Annotated in this window: 16 protein-coding genes; 15 read left to right on the forward strand and 1 reads right to left on the reverse strand. The window is 35.7% G+C overall.

Annotation, left to right across the window (positions count from 1 at the left end; genetic code table 11):
• The first annotated feature begins 620 nt into the window (after window positions 1-620).
• From F9B76_RS01220 to F9B76_RS01270, 11 genes are all read left to right on the forward strand, one after another.
• On the forward strand, window positions 621-2,897 hold the full coding sequence (locus F9B76_RS01220; RefSeq protein ID WP_159990442.1) for a NosR/NirI family protein: 2,277 nt from the start codon (window positions 621-623) through the stop codon (window positions 2,895-2,897).
• A gap of 88 nt (window positions 2,898-2,985) precedes the next feature.
• Window positions 2,986-4,905 carry a TAT-dependent nitrous-oxide reductase gene (gene nosZ, locus F9B76_RS01225; RefSeq protein WP_159990443.1) on the forward strand — a complete coding sequence of 640 codons (1,920 nt, stop codon included), beginning with the start codon at window positions 2,986-2,988 and terminating at the stop codon, window positions 4,903-4,905.
• Window positions 4,906-4,920: 15 nt separating this feature from the next.
• Window positions 4,921-6,204 (forward strand): nitrous oxide reductase family maturation protein NosD, encoded by a 1,284-nt coding sequence (locus F9B76_RS01230; RefSeq protein ID WP_159990444.1) that lies wholly within the window; start codon window positions 4,921-4,923, stop codon window positions 6,202-6,204.
• Window positions 6,197-7,093 (forward strand): ABC transporter ATP-binding protein, encoded by an 897-nt coding sequence (locus tag F9B76_RS01235; protein ID WP_159990445.1) that lies wholly within the window; start codon window positions 6,197-6,199, stop codon window positions 7,091-7,093. The genes F9B76_RS01230 and F9B76_RS01235 overlap by 8 nt, the downstream gene beginning before the upstream one ends.
• Window positions 7,090-7,923 (forward strand): ABC transporter permease subunit, encoded by an 834-nt coding sequence (locus F9B76_RS01240; RefSeq protein WP_159990446.1) that lies wholly within the window; start codon window positions 7,090-7,092, stop codon window positions 7,921-7,923. Before F9B76_RS01235 ends, F9B76_RS01240 begins: the two co-directional genes overlap by 4 nt.
• Entirely contained in the window at window positions 7,920-8,585 is a 666-nt protein-coding gene (locus tag F9B76_RS01245) for a nitrous oxide reductase accessory protein NosL (protein ID WP_159990447.1), read from the forward strand. Before F9B76_RS01240 ends, F9B76_RS01245 begins: the two co-directional genes overlap by 4 nt.
• Window positions 8,586-8,697: 112 nt before the next feature.
• Window positions 8,698-9,666 carry an FAD:protein FMN transferase gene (locus tag F9B76_RS01250; protein ID WP_159990448.1) on the forward strand — a complete coding sequence of 323 codons (969 nt, stop codon included), beginning with the start codon at window positions 8,698-8,700 and terminating at the stop codon, window positions 9,664-9,666.
• Between the two features lie 368 nt (window positions 9,667-10,034).
• Window positions 10,035-10,280, forward strand: a complete 246-nt coding sequence (locus F9B76_RS01255; protein WP_159990449.1) for a hypothetical protein — start codon at window positions 10,035-10,037, stop codon at window positions 10,278-10,280.
• A 150-nt stretch (window positions 10,281-10,430) separates the two neighbouring features.
• Entirely contained in the window at window positions 10,431-11,246 is an 816-nt protein-coding gene (locus F9B76_RS01260) for a GW dipeptide domain-containing protein (protein ID WP_201289323.1), read from the forward strand.
• 253 nt (window positions 11,247-11,499) lie between these two features.
• The gene (locus F9B76_RS01265) at window positions 11,500-11,799 is read left to right on the forward strand and encodes a hypothetical protein (protein ID WP_159990450.1); all 300 of its coding nucleotides are present in this window, start codon (window positions 11,500-11,502) and stop codon (window positions 11,797-11,799) included.
• Between the two features lie 173 nt (window positions 11,800-11,972).
• On the forward strand, window positions 11,973-12,374 hold the full coding sequence (locus F9B76_RS01270; RefSeq protein WP_159990451.1) for a MerR family transcriptional regulator: 402 nt from the start codon (window positions 11,973-11,975) through the stop codon (window positions 12,372-12,374).
• A gap of 179 nt (window positions 12,375-12,553) precedes the next feature.
• Here F9B76_RS01270 and F9B76_RS01275 read toward each other — a convergent pair whose 3' ends face one another.
• Complete coding sequence (locus F9B76_RS01275; RefSeq protein WP_159990452.1) at window positions 12,554-12,820, reverse strand: BolA family protein; 267 nt, start codon at window positions 12,818-12,820, stop codon at window positions 12,554-12,556.
• 268 nt (window positions 12,821-13,088) lie between these two features.
• On the opposite strand from F9B76_RS01275, the gene leuC reads away from it, so the two are divergent.
• The 4 genes from leuC to asd all read left to right on the forward strand — a co-directional run bounded on the left by leuC (window position 13,089) and on the right by asd (window position 17,438).
• Window positions 13,089-14,489: a 3-isopropylmalate dehydratase large subunit gene (gene leuC / locus F9B76_RS01280; RefSeq protein WP_159990453.1), complete on the forward strand. Its 1,401-nt coding sequence runs from the start codon at window positions 13,089-13,091 to the stop codon at window positions 14,487-14,489.
• A 13-nt stretch (window positions 14,490-14,502) separates the two neighbouring features.
• Entirely contained in the window at window positions 14,503-15,150 is a 648-nt protein-coding gene (gene leuD, locus F9B76_RS01285) for a 3-isopropylmalate dehydratase small subunit (RefSeq protein ID WP_201289324.1), read from the forward strand.
• Window positions 15,151-15,162: 12 nt separating this feature from the next.
• Complete coding sequence (leuB, locus tag F9B76_RS01290) at window positions 15,163-16,239, forward strand: 3-isopropylmalate dehydrogenase (RefSeq protein WP_159990455.1); 1,077 nt, start codon at window positions 15,163-15,165, stop codon at window positions 16,237-16,239.
• A gap of 68 nt (window positions 16,240-16,307) precedes the next feature.
• Window positions 16,308-17,438 carry an aspartate-semialdehyde dehydrogenase gene (asd, locus tag F9B76_RS01295; RefSeq protein ID WP_159990456.1) on the forward strand — a complete coding sequence of 377 codons (1,131 nt, stop codon included), beginning with the start codon at window positions 16,308-16,310 and terminating at the stop codon, window positions 17,436-17,438.
• Window position 17,439 lies beyond the last annotated feature (1 nt).

The raw sequence follows: 17,439 nt of genomic DNA on the forward strand, positions 1-17,439 counted from the left end.
ATTTAAATAGGTGGAGTTTTTTATATGTAGAATAGGGGGGTAAGTCTAGGTTTTTATTTATCTCTATTTTGTATGTTGTGTAAGTTATTGAAATAATTGTGTTTTTAAAAGAAATATTTTTGAAATAGTTTATCATGCATAATAAAGCTGTATCAAGTAATCAGGTGATTATTTGGTATTTTCTCATCTACATTTTCTCTCCCTTATGATAGCCTCGGTTTTTACCGAGGTTTTTTTTGCTTATAACAGTGAATGTTTTATTCTATACACTAAGATAATATATAAAAAACCTTACTTATTCATTCTTTTGATAAAATTAAACTATAATGGGCTTATAATAGTGTTTGATAATTTATTTAAGTTGTAAATAATATTGATTTAATAAGATAAATCCTATATTATTCTTCAAGTACCAAAAATTTGGCAAAATTCTGTTATAACAACCATTTGGATTAAAACATTGTTTTAATCTTAAACTTATTTTTAAGAAAATTAGTAAAAATAACAACAAAAATCTCTAATTATTGATACAAAATCACGTCATTTGATAATTGTCAATTACCTTTGTAAATACCTTATGTTACAGTGAAACAGTACAAGTTGTTAGCAGTAGGTTTTTTATGTTCATCATTAAATTACTTCATTCCTGTCAGAAGTATGTTCTTTTTTCCCTCTTTATTTTATTAAGTCATATTTTTAGCATAAATGCTTATGCCGAAAGACTTCCTGAATTTTTATCTAAAGTTCCCCCGTCAGAAATTTTCCCCGGTGCAACTAGTTATGGTAAGCCCGAAGGTAACCCATTGGTTGCTCGTGTTTTCCAAGAAGATAAACCAGTAGGGTTTGTGTATATCACAACCGATTTAGTAAATACTCGAGGTTATTCTAGTAAACCAATTGATATGATGATAGGTATTGCTGATGATGGTACGATTAAAGGTGCAAAATTAGTCGAACATCATGAGCCTATCGTATTGATTGGTATTCCAGAAGAAAAAGTAAATGTATTTATTCAACATTATATTGGCTTAAATTTTGTCAAAAATCCTCCTCAAACAGGTAAAGCACCTGCTGATATTATTAGTGGAGCTACTGTTACCTTGATGGTGATTAATGATAGTATTCAACGTTCAGTAAAACGTCTGACACAGCAATATAAGTTGGGTTCGGCAGATGTTGCTTTATCATCATCTAGTGGTGCTACCGTTGCCACTCAAGAAACAACAGAAAAACGTGTCATCAATGAAGATAAACAAGATATTCTTACATGGGATGAATTACTTGCACAAAAAGCCGTGCAAGAGCTTTATCTTTCTGTTGCGGATGTGAACCGTTTATTTGAAGAGTTTGGTGGAGCAGATGCCGCTAAAGTACCTGAAAAAGGTCCTGATACAGATACCTTTATTCGCTTATATGCCGCAGTTGTGGATCAACCCTCTATCGGTCAAAGCCTATTGGGTAAAATGGGTTGGGAGAATCTCAAAAAACGTCTAAAACCAGGTCAGCATGCGATGGTTATTATGGGCGATGGGCGTTATTCATTTAAAGGTTCAGGCTATGTTCGTGGCGGTATCTTTGACCGGATTGAAGTTATCCAAAATGAAACGAGTTTCCGCTTTATTGATTTGAACCATGAACGCTTACCGAGCTTATCAGCAAAAGGTGCGCCCCGCTATAAAGAAATAGGTATTTTTGTTTCACCAGAGGATGTTAATTTTAATCCGGCTGAACCGTGGCGATTACAGTTAATGATTCAACGTACGCTTAATGTCAATGATAAAGCGTTTGTAACGTCTGATTTACACTATACCTTACCAGATGCGTTTGTTAAAGTAGAGAAGAGTGCTACCCCTCCTGCTACTGAACAACCAGCACAGACAGTTGCTCAAGTTGAACAGCAGCAAGCACAGGTAACAGAAGAAGCCACAGAAGAGGCAAAACCATTATGGCAAATGATTTGGGAAGAAAAACTTGGACAAATCATTGTCATTAGTATTGCCTTGATTATCCTTATTGCGGTATTCTTTTTCCAAAATACCTTAACAAGTTATCCTGTCTTTTATAAACGATTCCGTACTATTTTCTTACTGTTCAGTGTCGTTTATATTGGTTGGTATGCACAAGCACAACTATCCGTGGTGAATGTATTTACCTTTACCGACTCTTTACGGACAGGCTTTAGTTGGGAATACTTCCTCATGGATCCTTTAGTATTCATTATGTGGAGTGCTACCGCTATTTCTATCCTATTCTGGAATCGAGGAGCTTTCTGTGGTTGGTTATGTCCATTTGGTTCTTTACAAGAGTTGCTTAATCAATTGGCACGCAAAATAGGTATCAAGCAAATCAAAGTACCTTATACTGTACAAACACGATTAGCGGCATTGAAGTATGTCATCTTTATGGGTTTATTTGGGGTTTCTCTCTATTCATTAGGATTAGCCGAAAAATTAGCAGAGGTAGAGCCTTTTAAAACAGCGATTATCCTGAAATTTGTTCGTGAATGGTGGTTTGTACTCTTTGCGGTAACATTATTAGTCTTAGGTTTATTTATTGAGCGGTTCTATTGCCGTTATTTATGCCCATTGGGTGCAGCATTGGCAATTCCCGCTAAATTAAGAGTATTTGACTGGTTAAGACGCTATAAAATGTGTGGTGATCCTTGTCAGCGTTGTGCGAATGACTGTCCTGTACAGGCTATTCATCCCACAGGAGAAATTGATGCAAATGAATGTATTCAATGCTTAAATTGTCAAATGCTTTATCACCATCAAACTAAATGTCCGCATTTAGTGCAAAAAAACAAGGTGAGAAACAAAATGGCAGATGCAAAAGCAGCTGCTGAGGAAAAGAAAGTAACTTTAGTAAAAAAAGAAGATCTTGGTCTTCTTAAATAGAGAGGTTGAAATGAGGAAATAAATAGGTTGTTTATATTTATATTTCTTGTTTTTATTAAAAATGTTCTTACATTTTAGGAGTGAAAGTATGAGTAAGAATGATAAAGTGAGCGTAAGCCGTCGCTCGTTTTTAGGTACTGTTGCCGCATCAGGCACAGGTTTGGCAGGGGCTGGATTACTAGGTTTTACAGCAGGGTCAAATACGGTTGAAGCAGCTAGTGGTGATAATAAACCATTAGACTACGTTGCACCAGGTGAGTTAGACGAGTACTATGCGTTTAACTCTGGTGGTCAGTCAGGTGAGCTTCGAATTTTAGGCCTACCTTCTATGCGTGAATTAGTACGTATCCCTGTATTTAACATTTGTAGTGCTACGGGTTGGGGTATTACTAATGAAAGTCGTAAGATTCTTAATGAAAATCTTACACCTGAAACACGTAAATTCTTAGAAGATACGCATCAAGCCGTATTACCAAATGGTGACTTACACCATCCTCATATGTCGTTTGAAGATGGTACTTATGATGGCCGTTATATCTTCGTTAACGATAAAGCGAATAACCGTGTTGCTCGTATTCGTTGTGATGTAATGAAAACGGATAAAGTGCTTGAAATCCCTAATATTTCTGGTGTACATGGTTTACGTCCACAACGTTATCCTCGTACAGGTTATGTGTTTGCCAATGGTGAGCATATTGTACCTATCCCTAACGATGGTAGCGTTTTTGGTGATCCAGTCAAAAATTACTTTGCTGTTTATACTGCTATTGATGGTGATACCATGGAAGTGGCTTGGCAAGTAATGGTAGATGGTAACCTTGATAATGGTGATGCTGACTACCAAGGTAAATACTCTTTTGCTACTTGCTATAACTCAGAAAAAGGTTTAACACTTAGTGGTACGACAGGTAATGAGCAAGACTGGTGCGTAGTTTTCAATATTAAAGCGATTGAAGAGGGTATCAAAGCAGGTGATTATAAAGAAGTCAATGGTGTCAAAATTGTTGATGGTCGCCATGGTTCTAAATATACTCGTTATGTACCTGTTCCTAACTCACCACATGGATGTAATGCATCTCCAGATGGTAACTATATTGCATTAAATGGTAAGTTATCACCAACAGTTACATTGATTGATGTTAGAAGATTAGATGATTTATTTGCTGGCAAAATCAAAGAGCGTGATGTCGTTGTTGCTGAACCACATCTTGGTTTAGGTCCATTGCATACTGCCTTTGACGGTCGTGGTAATGCCTATACAACATTATTCATTGATAGCCAATTAGTTAAATGGAATATTGACAAAGCAATTAGAAAATTTGCGGGTGAAGATGTTGATCCGATTGTTCAAAAAGTGGATGTTCACTATCAACCAGGACATAACCATACGACAATGGGTGAAACAAAAGAGGCTGATGGTAAATACCTTGTTTCATTGAACAAATTCTCTAAAGACCGTTTCTTAAACGCAGGTCCTTTAAAACCAGAAAATGATCAATTATTTGATATTTCAGGTGATGAAATGAAACTTCTTCATGATGGTCCAAGTTTTGCTGAGCCACATGATATGTTATTGGTGCATTCATCAAAAGTACATCCTCGCCATGTTTGGGATCGTAATGACAAAATGTGGGAAGATGCACGTAAATGGGCTGAAAAAGACGGTGTTAATTTAGAGAGTGATTCTAAAGTTATCCGTGATGGTAATAAAGTTCGTGTTTATATGGTAGCCATTGCGCCTGTTTACGGTGTAACTAATTTTGAAGTGAACGAGGGTGATGAGGTTACTGTATTTGTAACGAATATGGATACTATTGAAGACCTTACTCATGGCTTTACATTAGAAGGTCATGGTATTGCGATGGAAATTAGTCCACAAGCGACTTCATCTGTTACCTTTATTGCACATCGTCCTGGTGTACATTGGTACTATTGCCAATGGTTCTGCCATGCTTTACATATGGAAATGTCAGGACAAATGAACGTTATTCCTAAGAAAAAAGCTTAGAGTTATTAATGTTGTATGAGGAACGTTAATTTTCCAAAATACATACTACCCAGTGTGATACTGGGTAGTATCGCTTCAATTGCTTCTGCTGAGGTGATCCATGTACAACCAACAGATAATCTGCAACTTGTCATTGATCAAGCCAGTAGTGGTGATGTATTAGTATTATCTTCTGGTACTTATCGGGGTCAGTTTGTTATTAATAAACCTTTAACCTTGACGGGTCCAGAGGATAGAAGCGCTATTTTAGAGGGTCAAAGACAAGGACGCACATTATTTGTAGATGCAGAAGATGTGGTTGTTCGACATTTGACCGTTACGCAATCGGGTATGAATCTCCCCCAAATGGATGCGGGTATTTTTCTGAATAATACCGCAACCAGAGCCTTGATTGAGCAAAATGATTTGCTTGATAATTTAATGGGTGTTTATATATGGGGGACACAAGATGCCATCGTTCAACATAATCGCATTGTTGGGAATAATGAGTTTCGTGTTAATGAACGAGGAAATGGTGTTTCGGTTTGGAATGCACCAGGGTCAAAAGTGCTTGAAAATGATATTTCTCTAGGAAGAGATGGTATCTTTTCTAATAATAGTAGCCATAATGTTTTCAAAGGAAATACGTTTACTAACTTACGATATGGTGTGCATTATATGTACACAAATGATAGTGAGGTCAGTGAGAATATTTCGGTTGATAATGAGATCGGCTATGCATTGATGTTCTCTGATCGCCTTAAAGTGACAAATAATATTGCCGTAAGAAGTAAAGCCCAAGGTATTATGGTGAACTATACTAACCATTCGATTATTGTGGGTAATCAAGTGGCTAGGGCGGAGAAGTGTTTATTTGCCTATAATGCCAATATGAATACTATCCGTAATAACTATTTCAGACAATGTGATATGGGTATTCACTATACGGCAGCAGGTCAAGGTAATCATATATCGGGTAATGCTTTTGTAGATAATCAAAATCAAGTGAAGTACGTTGGTACTCGGTATATGGAATGGTCTCATGAGCAGAAAGGGAATTACTGGAGTGATAATAGTGCCTTTGACTTAAATGCTGATGGTATTGCTGATACGGCTTATCGTCCTAATGGGATTATTGATCAAGTGGTCTGGAGAGCGCCTGCTGCCCGATTATTATTGAATAGTCCTGCGGTCAGTATAGTGAAATGGGCTCAAACACAATTTCCAGCGATTCTTCCCGGTGGGATTATTGATAGCTATCCATTGATGGGTATTCCAGCCGAGATAGATTTACGAAAGATAAAGGAACTTTATGAGTAAAGAAGCTTATATTGTACTCAAAAACATCAGCAAAACATTTAAACAAATGCAAGCCTTAAAAGAGGTTGATTTAAGTTTATATGCAGGTGAATGTGTCGGTTTAGTAGGACATAATGGTGCTGGTAAAAGTACACTCATTAAGTTAATTTTAGGCTTAATTCAGCCGACAGAAGGAAGTATTCAGCTATTTAATCAAGACTTTTCACTTAAAAATGCAAGTGAGTTACGTCGTCAAATTGGTTATTTGCCTGAAACTGTTGCCTTGCATGGCGCATTAACGGGAGAAGAAACCTTAAATTTCTATGCGAGATTAAAAGGTGTTCCGTTAGAAGATAACCCGTCTTTATTAGCAAGAGTAGGTATTGCTCAAGCCGCTAATCGAAGAGTAGGGACATATTCTAAGGGTATGAGACAGCGTTTAGCCTTAGCACAAGCCTTACTGGGTGAACCTAAAGTCTTATTATTTGATGAGCCAACAACTGGGTTAGATCCAGCCTCTCGACAAATGTTTTATGACATTGTAGGTGAATTAAAAGCCAAAGGAACGACTATCTTATTGAGTACGCACGCACTGGCAGAGCTAGAAGGATATGCGGATAGAATTGTCGTGATGAAAAATGGCGTGAAATTAGCGGATGGAACGTTGAAAACGCTTCAGTCACAAAGTGGTTTACCAGAGCGAATAGAGGTTAAATTTAAATCAGCAACAAATCTACCATCTCATTGGGAAAAAATTGGTGAAAATGCGTATAGTACGCAGAGCCTTGGTGATCAAAAAATTACCTTACTAAAAGAGTTAGGTGATTTAGATCTATTAGCATCGCTTGATATTTATACACCAAGTTTAGATGAAATGTATATGCATATGCTGAAAAGAGAGGATATATGAGTCCTATTATTATTGTCATGCAAAAAGAAATTAAAGATAGTTTGCGTAATCGCTGGGTGATGGCAGCTACTTTATTATTGGCACTTTTAGCCCTTTCTTTAGGTTTTCTAGGTAGTTCTCCGACTGGACAAGAGGTAAAAGCAGATTTATTAACGGTAACAGTCGTTAGTTTATCCAGTTTATCTATATTCCTTGTCCCTTTGATTGCTATGTTACTATCTCATGATGCTTTAATTGGTGAAATAGAGCGAGGAACAATGGCATTACTCCTTAGTTATCCTATATCCAGAACGCAAGTGTTAGCAGGAAAGTTTTTAGGGCATGTTGTCGTGTTACTATTAGCTGTTACCTTGGGTTATGGTTTAGCCGGTTTAGCCTTACAACTCTCTGCAGGAATATTGAGTTTACAAGGATGGAAACCTTTAGGCTTGTTAATTCTAGCGAGCATTTTATTAGGTGCTTCTTTTCTTTCAATGGGATATGTAATCAGTGCCTATGTAAAAGAAAGAGGAACAGCAGCAGGGATTGCTATTGCGGTATGGTTGTTCTTTGTTGTTATTTTTGATATGGCAGTGTTGGGTATATTAGTTGCTGATACGCAGCAAAATATAACAGCTGGAATGGTAGAATATATTTTATTATTTAATCCTGCTGATATTTATCGTCTATTGAATCTAACAGGCTATGAAAATACAGCAATGTATGCAGGTATGGCAGGGTTAAGCAATCAATTATCACTGTCAAAAGAGATCTTATTTTTAATGCAATGGGTATGGATTATCGTACCGTTTATCTTGGCGATTTTAATCTTTAGGAGACGTCAGTTATGAAGAAATTTTTGATAATATTAAGTATATTATTAGCGGCTTGCAGTCAGCAAGAACAGGATGTTACACCACCGACTGCTCAATTAATTGATGGCGATTCTATTGGTCATTATTGCTCAATGAACTTAGATGAGCATATTGGGCCTAAGGCACAATTATTTATTAAATCGCGAATGGATAAACCCTATTGGTTCTCTACTGTTAAGCAAATGTTTGTCTTCCGTGTACTACCAGAAGAGCCCAAGGATATAGTGGCTATTTATGTAACGGATATGTCAAATGTGACTGACTGGAGTAACCCAACGGCTGATGAAAATTGGATTGATGCTTATCAAGCCTATTATGTAATTAAGAGTAATTTTATCGGTGGTATGGGAACAGAAGATGCCTTACCTTTCTCTGATTTAAGTAAAGCACAAGCATTTGTGGCTAAAAATGGTGGTGAAATTAAAAAATTAGATGAATTAGATGAAGCGTATATTTTTGATGGAGGGGCAAGTGAAGCACCTTCTTTCTCGCAACATCATTCTTCACATGATGGACATGGAAATCATGGTGCTCATCAATCACATGATATGAGTAATATGACATCATCTTCGCATAATCATCAGAATGCACATGATATGCAAAATAATGATCAGCCATCTCATGATAATCATCATTAATCCTATCGTGTGATGACTACGGCTTTAGTGTATTTAATATTTTAAGGATGATTTACTTACTATATTAATGCACTAGAGCGGTCCAATAAGTAAAAAACTAAAGGAAAATAGTGTGAAATATTGGTTGTTCTGCCTAAAACTGAGTATTATATTTTTAATGACAAGTAGTTGGGCAAAACCAGTAGAACCGGTTATTTGGCAAGGAATGGCATTAGGGGCTGCAGCTGACATTCGTTTTTTTGATGTTTCCCAAGAAAAAGTTGATCAGCTCATGCCAACAATAGAAAAAGAAATAGAACGGTTAGAGCATATTTTTAGCTTATATCAAGAAAAAAGTGTGTTAAATGAACTTAATCAAAAAGGTTTTTTAGCTTATCCTCCTGCAGATTTACTCACTGTGCTTTCGCAAAGTCAATACGTTTATCGACTTACAAAGGGGAAATTTGATCCTAGCATACAAGTTTTATGGAAGGTATATGCAGAAGCCTTGGAAAAAAATCCTCGCCACTTACAGCCACCCTCAAAAGAAGTGATACAGCAAACATTAAATCTTGTTGATTTTTCGGCGGTAGAGTTTAATGAAAATTATATTAAATACCATAAACAAGGTTTAGCCTTGAGTTTAAATGCAATTGCTCAAGGTTATATTACGGATAAAGTAACGGATATTATTCGACAAGCTGGTATTAAGCGAGCCTTAATTAATGTGGGAGAAATTCGAGGATTAGATAGTGAGCAAAAAGGAGAATGGCAAGTAGGGATTAAAAATCCAATGGATCAAGAGAGTATTTTTTTTACAATCCCTTTACAAAATGGAGGAGTATCTACTTCAGGGGGGTATGGAACAGTTTTTGATCAGCAAGGGCAATTTACCCATTTATTTAATCCCAAAACAGGTGATAATAAAGATACCTATCAAAGCGTAACGGTAGTAGCACCCACAGCAAGTTTGGCAGATGCCTTATCAACAGCTTTTGCCGTTAGTTCATTAGATGAAATAAAAGCTGTTCTTCAAACATTACCTGAACTAAAAGTTTGGGTAGTTGATTATCAAGGTAAGGTACTTTTTAAAAAAGAATAGTTAGCCTAAATAGGTAGGTTCAGTATAATAAGTTGTTATAGTAAGGATTAATCTACTATAGTTTTTTATTAGGATAGAAAGAGAGATAAATGTTTTTAAAGAAATATTGGAAGTATCATTTATTTATTATTTTTATTCTATTTAGTTTTACACTTTTTGATCGGTATGTAGATGCTTATCCACTCCCTATCTTTAAAGTTTTATCTAAAGCGTATTTTTAGGATAGTGTTATTGTTTATAGTGGTATTTATATAGTATCTGTTTTATTTATTAGTTTTTTAGTATTTTTATTGAAAAGCTTTTATAAAAATAAGACATAATAGTAGAAATTTTTTCTGAATAGAGTTTTTGTAAAAGAAGGAATTCTAATGAAAAAAATTATATTTTTGCTTTCTAGTTGTTGTTTTGCACAAGAAAGAGAAGATGCTTTAAATGCTAAAGATTTTATGCTGGGATATTGTTTATCGCTTAACTACGATAAGATTGATAAGAATAATGTGATGAATAATGATAGTTTTACACTCCTTGATAAATACTCTCCTGATGATTGGGATAAAATTATAAAATTTACTAAGGATAATACAAGTGAGTTTTATAAAGAGACAGTGCATTGACATTTTGATAAAAGCGAAGATGAAGAGAACAATATTATTTTTACGTAAGGCATAAAGTTTTATCATTCAGATAAAATGAAAAAATTTATTAAGATGTGTCGGTACTAGATTGTGATCATAAACGATAGATATGAGTAACGAGAAAGAAAAGTGAAAGAAAAAAGTGTTAAGTTTAAGATGGTTATAAGGATTATTTTATCTTTATTTATGATATTTTTTTGTAAACTTTCTTTTGCTAGTTATGAAATAAAAGATAATATTATTTATTTAGATGGTCATGCTATAACGAGTGATTTAGTCAATGAATCTCTTGGAAGTATAGTAAGTGATGATGGAGAGTATTTTAAAATATCAAATCATTACAATGCTGCATATCATACGAAGACTGAAGTTAATTATATATTTGATAAGAAAAATGGTAATTTATTAAAGTTTAATAAAATAAACTACTCTCCGGAATATGAAATATATTATGGCCATGAGGTTGGTTTTAACAATAAACGAATTGATAATGTTGATGCTGATTATTTTGATGAGCTAGATGAAAAATTAGGGTTTATTGATTATAAATTTACTAAATTAAATGAAGGTTTACGAGTAAACTTAGTAAGTTCTTCAAAGGAAATTGAATTTTTAACAAAAACTAAAGGACGGGTATATCTATTTAAAAGTATGATAAATGGAAATGATATTTCAACATCAAACTATTATGAGTGTCATATTTCAGATTTTGAAATAGATTATAATTCGTGCGATAGAATTGGGATTATAAATAAAAAATCATATCTATATAGGTATCCAAATTCATCTAATGATATTACTAAAATATACTTATTAAAAGGTGATAAGGTATATATTTTAAAAGAGAAAAAAGATGAAAGAGGTAATGATTGGTATTTTGTTAGATATGAAGGAAAAAAAGAAATCACAATGTGGATTAAATCGGATTCGGTTGATTTTCATTAATTTATGAATGATACTTTATAATAAATCGTTAGCTGGAGGATCGGTCAGAGTTGAAAACCGGCTTATAGAAGAAGCTGACAATATGATGAAAAACTGATTGTATTTTGAGATTAATAGTTTGAAAGTGTGATTTTTCTTATTGTTTATCTCTCAAATGATTAAAATTGATTTAAAGCGATATTCACTTGTTATTATTCTACAGTTAAATTAATTAATAAGTAATCTTGAGTATAGAATAAGTTTTGGCGGTTAAATGAAAAAAATTATTTTCTTACTTTTGCTTTCTAGTTGTTGTTTTGCGCAAGAAAGAGAAGATGCTTTAAATGCTAAAGATTATATGCTGAGATATTGTTTATCGCTTAATTACGCTAAGATTGATAAGAATAATGTGATGAATAATGATAGTTTTACACTCCTTGATAAATACTCTCCAGATGATTGGGATAGAATTTTGAAATTTACTAAGGATAATACAAGTGAGTTCTATAAAGAGACAGTATATTTACACTTTGATGAGGGAGAAGATAAAGAGAAAAATATTATTTTTACGTAAGGCATAAAGTTTTATCATTCAGATAAAATGAGAAAGTTTATTAAGAAGTATCGATATTAGATTGTAATAACTTATTGATGCGGATTTTATTGATTTAAAATAATCTTCATGTTGTAGGATAGGACAACAATAGTGTAAAATTAGGTAATAGATTAGATTTATTGGCTACCCTTATGATTCAGACAGAGATTTTACCTCAAAATACCTTGCCACCAATACCTGCCAAACGATATTTTACGATTGGTGAGGTGGCTGAATTGTGTAATGTAAAACCCCATGTTTTACGCTATTGGGAACAGGAGTTTACACAGTTAAATCCTGTTAAACGACGTGGAAATCGCCGTTATTATCAACATCATGAGGTGTTATTAATTCGTAAAATCCGTGATTTACTGTACGATCAAGGTTTTACCATTAGTGGGGCTCGTAATCGTTTGGGTGATGTACGAGAGAGTAAATCAACAGTTGATGCAGCTGTTCGTTTTAGCGCCCAAGAAATACAAAATTTGCGTATAGAATTAAATCAAATTTTGACAGATTTAGATAAGGTACTAGAAAAAGAATCTACTTTTTAAGCCTTTTTATCATTAATGAAATAGCTAGTTATTAGCTTATTGGTAAAAGTGCGTGAATATAATAAATACTTGAATTAAACAGTATAGCAATATAAAGGTGAACAATAGGCTCACCTTTTTTATTGATGTATCAGATGTTGATAGGGGTGTTAATCCTTATTTATTGCGATTTTTATATATTAATCTTGTGGTACTTGCGTTTCTAATACCAAGGCATGGATAGGATAGGGCATTAAATCTGCAACGGTAGCATAGACAAGTCGTTGCTGTGCAATTTTATTTAACCCCTTAAATTGGGTAGATGCAATACAGACTTTAAAATGACTAGCTCCTTCTCGATTAGCAGCGTGTCCTGCGTGTAAATGCGACTGGTCTTCGATAATTAATGTTTGTGGATTGAGTTGTTGTAAACGTTCTCGAATAAGTTCTGTACGATTTTCTGCCATGATGGTATATCTATCAAAAGTGGTTGTAAAAAGAGAGTAAATAGTATTTTTATCTCTGAAATGCTTAGAATTTTAACTGCTTTTTTATAGTGAAATCAAGAATTCTCCGTACCCATTAGAAGAGATGTTAGGTTAAAGCATATTTTATACATTTATAATATAGTAGTATTAGTAATAGTATAAATAATAGGCTTGTTAAAATTATAAAATCATTGATAATAGGCATATTAAATGAATTATTTATCGCACTAAAACGTGGAGAATCGCAATGGCAAAAACACTTTATGACAAACTTTGGGACGCTCATGTAGTAAGTCAAGAAGAAGATGGTACCTGTTTGATCTATATTGATCGTCAGCTTTTACATGAAGTCACAAGCCCTCAGGCTTTTGAAGGGTTGGCAATGGCTAAACGTCAGCCTTGGCGATTAAGTGCTAATTTAGCAGTGGCAGACCATAATGTTCCAACGAGTAATCGTGCGGGAGGAATTACCGATCCTATTTCTAAACTTCAAGTCGATACTTTAGATAAAAACTGTCAAGAATATGGTATTACAGAATTCAAAATGAATGATATTCGCCAAGGTATTGTACATGTGGTTGGGCCAGAGCAAGGTGCTACTTTACCGGGAATGACGGTTGTTTGTGGTGATTCACATACCAGTACACATGGGGCAATGGGGGCATTGGCTTTTGGTATTGGTACATCAGAAGTAGAACATGTACTAGCAACACAAACCTTATTAATGAAAAAAAATAAAAATATGTTGATTAAGGTAGAGGGTAAACTCCCCATTGGCTGTACCGCAAAAGATGTTGTCTTACATATTATTGGTGTGATAGGTACAGCAGGGGGAACAGGCTATGCAATTGAATTTGCAGGAAGCACTATTCGTGATCTTTCTATGGAGGGTCGCTTAACCGTCTGTAATATGTCGATTGAAGCAGGTGCACGGTCAGGCTTAGTAGCGGTTGATGATAAAACAATTGAGTATTTCCGAGGTCGCCCTTACTCACCCAAAGGTGAAAATTGGGATAAAGCAGTCGCTTATTGGAAAACCTTACATTCTGATGAGGGGGCTTATTTTGATCGTGTTATTGAAATTAATGCGGCAGATATTAAACCACAGGTAACCTGGGGAACATCACCAGAAATGGTTTTAAGTATTGAGGATAGAGTACCTAACCCTGCCTTAGAAAGTGATCCTGTTAAACGTAGCAGTATGGAGCGTGCATTAAGCTATATGGGCTTAACAGCTGATATGCCGATTACGGATATTATGATTGATCGAGTCTTTATTGGTTCTTGTACGAATTCACGTATTGAGGATTTGCGTGCGGCTGCTGAGGTCATTAAAGGCCGTAAGGTAGCGACAAATGTTAAGCAAGCAATGGTAGTCCCCGGTTCAGGACTAGTAAAATTCCAAGCAGAGGAAGAAGGGTTAGATAAAATCTTTATTGAGGCGGGTTTTGAGTGGCGAGAGCCGGGCTGTTCTATGTGTTTAGCAATGAATGCAGATCGCTTAGAGCCTGGTGAACGTTGTGCATCAACCTCTAATCGTAATTTTGAGGGTCGTCAAGGACAAGGTGGTCGTACACATTTAGTCAGTCCTGCAATGGCAGCATCAGCCGCTATAGCGGGTCATTTTGTTGATGTTAGAAAATTTTAATAAGGAATTTATCATGCAAGCATTTACAGTACATAATGGTTTAGTTGCTCCTTTAGATCGAGAAAATGTAGATACGGATTTGATTATTCCTAAACAATTTTTAAAATCTATCAAACGTACAGGGTTTGGTCCTAATCTTTTTGATGAATTGCGCTATCTTGATCATGGTGAGCCAGGTATGGATAATAGCAAACGTCCCTTAAACCCTGATTTTGTATTGAATAAACCGCGTTATCAAGGTGCTTCTGTTTTACTTGCCCGTAAAAATTTTGGCTGTGGTTCAAGTCGTGAACATGCACCTTGGGCGTTAGTGCAATATGGGTTTAGAGTGATTATTGCCCCATCATTTGCCGATATTTTCTTTAATAATAGTTTTAAAAATGGCTTATTACCTATTTGTTTATCAGAAGAGGAAGTCGCTACCCTATTTGATGAAGTTAATCATCAAGAGGGTTATACCTTAACCGTTGACTTAGAGCAACAACGCATTACTACACCTTCAGGACGTGAAATTGCCTTTGATGTAGAACCATTCCGCCGTTATTGCTTATTAAATGGTTTTGATGACATTGGGCTTACTCTTAGACAAGCCGACAAAATTAAAACTTTTGAAAATCAACGTTTAATGCAGATGCCATGGTTAGTTGGTATGGCTGAATAAGTAGAGGAATAAATGTCAAATTTAGTTGCAGTATTACCCGGTGATGGGATTGGTGAAGAAATTATTGAACAGGCAGTGCGTGTTTTATCTGCGTTAAAACTAGACTTACAGCTAGAAAAAGCAGATGTAGGGGGACGAGCTTATGATGTATATGGGCATCCTTTACCAGAGCATACACTTACCCTTGCGAAGAAAGCGAAAGCGGTTTTATTTGGGGCGGTAGGTGATTGGAAGTATGATACTTTACCTAGAGAGTTTCGTCCTGAACAAGCTATTTTAGGGTTAAGAAAAAATTTAGGACTTTTTGCGAATCTTCGTCCTGCCATTTTATATCCTCAGCTTGCGAATGCTTCTACCCTAAAACCAGAAATTGTTTCAGGTCTAGATATATTAATTGTACGAGAATTAACGGGTGATGTGTATTTTGGTACACCGAGAGGGAATAGAAGAGTAGAAGAAGGGCCTTTTAAAGGAGAGCAAGAGGGCTTTGATACGATGCGTTATGCAGAAACGGAAGTACGCCGTATTGCACATATTGCCTTTCAAGCCGCTCAGAAACGTCAGAAGAAACTTTGCTCTGTTGATAAAGCGAATGTTTTAGAAACTTCTCAATTTTGGCGGCATATTATGTTAGAGGTTGCGCAAGAATACCCTGATGTTACCCTAACACATATGTATATTGATAATGCGGCTATGCAATTAGTCCGTGCCCCAAAAGCATTTGATGTGATTGTAACGGGTAATTTATTTGGGGATATTCTTTCTGATGAAGCCTCTATGCTAACAGGTTCTATTGGTATGTTACCTTCTGCATCATTAAATGCTAGCCAACAAGGGCTTTATGAACCAAGTCATGGATCAGCTCCTGATATTGCAGGTAAAAATTTAGCTAACCCATTAGCCACCATTCTTTCAGCGGCGATGATGCTACGTTTTTCTTTCCAAAATGAAGAGGCTGCTTTACGTATTGAAAAAGCAGTTGCTCAAGTGTTGGAGCAAGGATATAGAACACCTGATATTTATGAAGAAGGGACAACGAAAGTAAGCACTTCAGAGATGGGAGATGCCGTAATTGCTACATTAATATAAGATATTGTAGTAAACTTTTACTTATTTTTATTTTTTATAGTTAAACTAATTTTTTGGGTGGTAAACAAATGATGCAGTCTGTTGGTATTGTTGGTTGGCGTGGTATGGTTGGCTCAGTGTTGATGCAACGTATGCGAGAAGAGGGTGATTTTAAACTGATTAATCCTGTTTTTTTCTCGACAAGTAATGCAGGTGGTGCTGCACCAAGTTGGGCAGAGGGTGCTGGGCTTCTTCAAGATGCTTATGATATAGATACGCTTAAAAAATTGCCAATTATACTAACCGCTCAGGGGGGGGATTATACGACTAAAGTTTATCCTCAATTGCGTGCTGCTGGTTGGGACGGTATTTGGATTGATGCGGCGAGTACATTACGTATGAATGATGATGCGATTATCGTTCTTGATCCTGTTAATCGTCATGTGATTGATACGGCTATGCAAAAAGGTATCAAAAACTATATTGGTGGGAATTGTACTGTTAGTTGTATGTTGATGGGTTTAGCAGGGCTATTCCGTGAAGATGTTGTAGAGTGGATGACTTCTATGACATACCAAGCTGCATCAGGTGGTGGTGCTAAACATATGCGTGAGTTAATTTCACAATTTGGTATTCTTAATCATACTGTTAGTGATTTACTGGCTGATCCTGCTTCTGCTATTTTAGAAATTGATCGTCAGGTATTAGCTCAACAGCGTGATCCACAACTTCCTCGTGATAATTTTGGTGTACCGTTAGCTGGTAATTTAATTCCTTGGATCGATAAAGATTTAGGTAATGGTCAATCTCGTGAAGAGTGGAAGGCACAAGCAGAAACCAATAAAATTCTTGGTCGTGGGGAAGGGTTTGATCTACCACTGATTCCTATTGATGGTCTATGCGTGCGTATTGGTGCAATGCGTTCTCATAGCCAAGCATTGACGATCAAATTAAAACGTGACATTCCTTTAGATGAAATCGAAGATATGATTAAATCAGGAACACCATGGGCTCGTTATATCCCTAATGTACGAGAAAATTCAATGAATGAATTAACCCCTGTGGCTATTTCAGGTACTTTGGATATTCCTGTCGGTCGCTTGCGTAAACTTAATATGGGATCTGACTATATTAGTGCCTTTACGGTAGGTGACCAATTATTATGGGGGGCTGCTGAGCCTTTACGTCGTATGTTACGTATTGCGATTGGTGAACTATAAA

The sequence above is a fragment of the Pelistega ratti genome (assembly GCF_009833965.1).
GTDB classification, from domain to species: Bacteria; Pseudomonadota; Gammaproteobacteria; order Burkholderiales; family Burkholderiaceae_B; genus Taylorella; species Taylorella ratti.

What these genes read in the sequence shown, in the direction of transcription:
- F9B76_RS01220 (WP_159990442.1), top strand. Translation starts at nt 621, where the DNA reads ATGTTCATCATTAAATTACTTCATTCCTGTCAGAAGTATGTTCTTTTT.
- nosZ (WP_159990443.1), top strand. Translation starts at nt 2,986, where the DNA reads ATGAGTAAGAATGATAAAGTGAGCGTAAGCCGTCGCTCGTTTTTAGGT.
- F9B76_RS01230 (WP_159990444.1), top strand. Translation starts at nt 4,921, where the DNA reads ATGAGGAACGTTAATTTTCCAAAATACATACTACCCAGTGTGATACTG.
- F9B76_RS01235 (WP_159990445.1), top strand. Translation starts at nt 6,197, where the DNA reads ATGAGTAAAGAAGCTTATATTGTACTCAAAAACATCAGCAAAACATTT.
- F9B76_RS01240 (WP_159990446.1), top strand. Translation starts at nt 7,090, where the DNA reads ATGAGTCCTATTATTATTGTCATGCAAAAAGAAATTAAAGATAGTTTG.
- F9B76_RS01245 (WP_159990447.1), top strand. Translation starts at nt 7,920, where the DNA reads ATGAAGAAATTTTTGATAATATTAAGTATATTATTAGCGGCTTGCAGT.
- F9B76_RS01255 (WP_159990449.1), top strand. Translation starts at nt 10,035, where the DNA reads ATGAAAAAAATTATATTTTTGCTTTCTAGTTGTTGTTTTGCACAAGAA.
- F9B76_RS01265 (WP_159990450.1), top strand. Translation starts at nt 11,500, where the DNA reads ATGAAAAAAATTATTTTCTTACTTTTGCTTTCTAGTTGTTGTTTTGCG.
- F9B76_RS01270 (WP_159990451.1), top strand. Translation starts at nt 11,973, where the DNA reads ATGATTCAGACAGAGATTTTACCTCAAAATACCTTGCCACCAATACCT.
- F9B76_RS01275 (WP_159990452.1), bottom strand. Translation starts at nt 12,820, where the DNA reads ATGGCAGAAAATCGTACAGAACTTATTCGAGAACGTTTACAACAACTC.
- leuC (WP_159990453.1), top strand. Translation starts at nt 13,089, where the DNA reads ATGGCAAAAACACTTTATGACAAACTTTGGGACGCTCATGTAGTAAGT.
- leuD (WP_201289324.1), top strand. Translation starts at nt 14,503, where the DNA reads ATGCAAGCATTTACAGTACATAATGGTTTAGTTGCTCCTTTAGATCGA.
- leuB (WP_159990455.1), top strand. Translation starts at nt 15,163, where the DNA reads ATGTCAAATTTAGTTGCAGTATTACCCGGTGATGGGATTGGTGAAGAA.
- asd (WP_159990456.1), top strand. Translation starts at nt 16,308, where the DNA reads ATGATGCAGTCTGTTGGTATTGTTGGTTGGCGTGGTATGGTTGGCTCA.